Genomic DNA, 2701 nt, shown 5'->3' on the forward strand with positions numbered 1-2701 from the left:
TTATTGAATTATGATTCTGATGTTTCTAGTTTTAACTTGGAAGCTACCAAATCAGCAGTTGTAAATATTTTTTGTGATCCCCAAAATTTTGAAAAACAATCCATTTTTTCGCTGGGCGGTACTTACGTTTATGTTTTTGGTAGCAAAAATGTAAAAGAAATTGGCCGATTTGAATTTAACAAAAAGAATTGTGAAGGTTCTTTGTAAACGCTTGGTCATCGAGGCGGAGCAGTGTGAAAGGGCAGGTTTATTTAGCCTTTGCCCTTCCCGCACGAGGCCAGAGCGGGCGACACAAAGGCCGCCCGATTTTCACTCAAGACGGATCGGCATTCAGCCTGCGACTGATGACATCCAGCAAATCACACCCGTCGCGCAGCGGAATGGCCAGCAAATGGGCGAAGTCTGAAAGCACTACGGCATCGCTGCTGAGTTGTTCGCGGAGGCCAGGTTTTCCAGCAGTTGGGTGACGGCCCGAATGCGGTGCACGGCGGCGTCGTGAAGGACGTCGAAGGGTGCCTGGGTGTCTATGATCAGCGCTGGGACGGTGCAGTCGTGGCCGGTTAGCTGCAGCAGCACAAGGGGATGTCGATGCGTCCAAGCTTGAGAAGGGCAGTTAGGTCGCTCAGAACGGAACACAATACAATTATCTAAATCACAATCAACTTGAAAGAGCCGCCAAGAAAATAGCCGCGTGCACGGACACCTCCTGCATTGAAGACACCACTCGTAAATTTAAGGAGTTAAGTCTTCAGCAGGATATTGAAGCGATAGCGGGCTGTAAGGCTGATCCTTCGACTTGTGCGGAACGGTCGAAAGAGTCGCCAATACCATGGCAGACCTGAACCTCATCAAAGATATTGTGGAATATGGCTCGCCGAAGGCTCGAGAAGCAGTACAGAACCTCATTAACTCAAACTTTGAATTCCAGGAGATGCTAGCAACAGCGACGACTGAGCATACTGTAGGAGATATGGTCGATACGCTTAAAGCGAAATGGAACCTTAGTGACGCGCAGGCGCAAGAGATCACTAACGATCTGAAAGTCGCTCTTTCGGTTGGCTTAGGCACAGCTGCTGGTGCCTTGGCGTACAAACGCGCCATTGCCAGTGGTAAAAAGCAGCCCCAACCTTCTATACCGGATCTCATGCCGGAAGGCGGGAAAAACGTCTGGGATCTTGAGCCTCGTGCTCGGGGCAGGCAGATTAAGTCAACGCTAACAGACACAGATTATAAGGACTGGGCTCGAACGGATAATTTAATAAATCCCAAGACAGGACAACCATTTAAATCCAATAATTTTCCGGTCATTGACTTTCAGCTTGAAAAATAATGTAGTAAATTTGAAAACAATTGATACGCGTGGTAAAGGGTGGTCTTATGATATGAGAATGCATATAGATACCTTGCAAAACTCGAAAATTACTGTGGCTGGTATCCCAGCGACGAAGATTCTGGATATGCGAGTTCAGCCTGGTGGGTTGGCTGATCCGAGTAAGCTTATAGAGTATGGTAAGCAGCGTAATATCACTGTCATTATTAAAAAGTTTGGCGGCTAATCATATGTTTGAAGTTGAAGTTGTTTTTAGTGAAGGCTTGTACGAAAGCTCGCCAAATGTATGGGGGCGGTTGGTGCAACAGCTCAATGACTTTAAGGAATTCGAGGTGATTGATGGATTCACCGGCAAAAAAATGTTATTTGGGGAAGTTTTGCGTTACTTGAAACAAAATAAGCGCAAGAGTTTTTTTGTTGAGTTGGCGGGTGGTTCTATCGAGTTTTCGCTTGTGGCGGATAAAGAACTGTGCCGATTAGATATAAAGAACCTCGCAAATTCTCTTGAGATGGCGCACTCGTTGATTGCTGCACTAATAGATGAGCCAGCTTTCGTTCAGGCTCGAGTTTACGATGCTGAATATGATCGGTGGCAAAATGCCGAGAATATCACACTCTTCGAAGTGGCCAATGTTGAGCACTCCCATCTACCTAAAAAAAGCAATGGATTACCTTTTCCGCTTACACAAGAGGTTGTAGATATATCAAATAATCCTGGGCGCTGGGTTTTAAGGAAAGGTTATATAGAGGCTGTTGGTTCGCCAATGTGGGTTAGTAAGTCTCTGCTTAACTCATTAGACGTGGACGAAAAAGAGTTGATGAATGTCGACCGGTTTTCCGTGGAAGATTTGGGTAGTGTTTTGAAGATTGTTGCTTGCGAGCAGTGTTTCACAGCTGATGTAGGAATCCAGGCTGAGAGGCAAGTCATGCTGAGAAAGATTTTATTTAAAGCGTGAGGTCTAGATCCGTGCAATGAAAGCGGCATTGATAAGGGGGTGTGAGGAAGTGAACGGCGAAAAATGGACAGATTTATTTAAATCAGAGTTGAAAGATCCGTTCATTTACTGAGGGGTTGAAATGAGGTACTACTTAATGCGACAAGATATAACTGTCTGCGATAGGTGGGTGCTCGGAGATGTAAATCATGTAGATAACTAGAATTTCAGTGATCCTCCAGTTAATTTTATGGAGCTAGGCACATATACTCACGATGTACGGTTCGACGATAAAGAATTTGATTATTCCCTCGCTGGATACGCCAGGTTTCTGTTTTAAGCGAGAAGGCAAAAAATTCGCTCGCCGGTTTGCCAGAGATAGACGAACCTTATTAATATGTCGTTTTTGACCCGGTTAATATAAATAATAAAGGGG

The 2701-nt window shown here is 45.1% G+C and carries 3 protein-coding genes and 2 pseudogenes; 4 read left to right on the forward strand and 1 reads right to left on the reverse strand.

Annotated elements, in window-relative coordinates:
• Positions 1 to 207 (forward strand): annotated as a pseudogene (locus YA0848_RS34985) (hypothetical protein); the annotation flags it as partial.
• Between the two features lie 106 nt (positions 208 to 313).
• Here the strand turns inward: YA0848_RS34985 and YA0848_RS34990 are convergent.
• Positions 314 to 570, reverse strand: a pseudogene (locus YA0848_RS34990) (hypothetical protein).
• Between the two features lie 259 nt (positions 571 to 829).
• Between YA0848_RS34990 and YA0848_RS34995 the strand changes: the two are divergent.
• Genes YA0848_RS34995 through YA0848_RS35005 form a run of 3 tightly spaced genes read left to right on the forward strand, consistent with a single transcriptional unit; the run spans position 830 to position 2286 of the window.
• Positions 830 to 1330, forward strand: coding sequence for a hypothetical protein (locus YA0848_RS34995; RefSeq protein WP_099312428.1), 501 nt, complete (start codon positions 830 to 832; stop codon positions 1328 to 1330).
• Positions 1320 to 1556 (forward strand): hypothetical protein, encoded by a 237-nt coding sequence (locus YA0848_RS35000; protein ID WP_143506454.1) that lies wholly within the window; start codon positions 1320 to 1322, stop codon positions 1554 to 1556. The genes YA0848_RS34995 and YA0848_RS35000 overlap by 11 nt, the downstream gene beginning before the upstream one ends.
• 4 nt (positions 1557 to 1560) lie before the next feature.
• On the forward strand, positions 1561 to 2286 hold the full coding sequence (locus YA0848_RS35005) for a hypothetical protein (protein WP_099312430.1): 726 nt from the start codon (positions 1561 to 1563) through the stop codon (positions 2284 to 2286).
• Positions 2287 to 2701: the final 415 nt, after the last annotated feature.

The organism is Pseudomonas sp. S4_EA_1b, assembly GCF_016307435.1.
GTDB classification, from domain to species: domain Bacteria; phylum Pseudomonadota; class Gammaproteobacteria; order Pseudomonadales; family Pseudomonadaceae; genus Aquipseudomonas; species Aquipseudomonas rhodesiae.

What these genes read in the sequence shown, in the direction of transcription:
- YA0848_RS35005 (WP_099312430.1), top strand. Translation starts at nt 1,561, where the DNA reads ATGTTTGAAGTTGAAGTTGTTTTTAGTGAAGGCTTGTACGAAAGCTCG.
- YA0848_RS34995 (WP_099312428.1), top strand. Translation starts at nt 830, where the DNA reads ATGGCAGACCTGAACCTCATCAAAGATATTGTGGAATATGGCTCGCCG.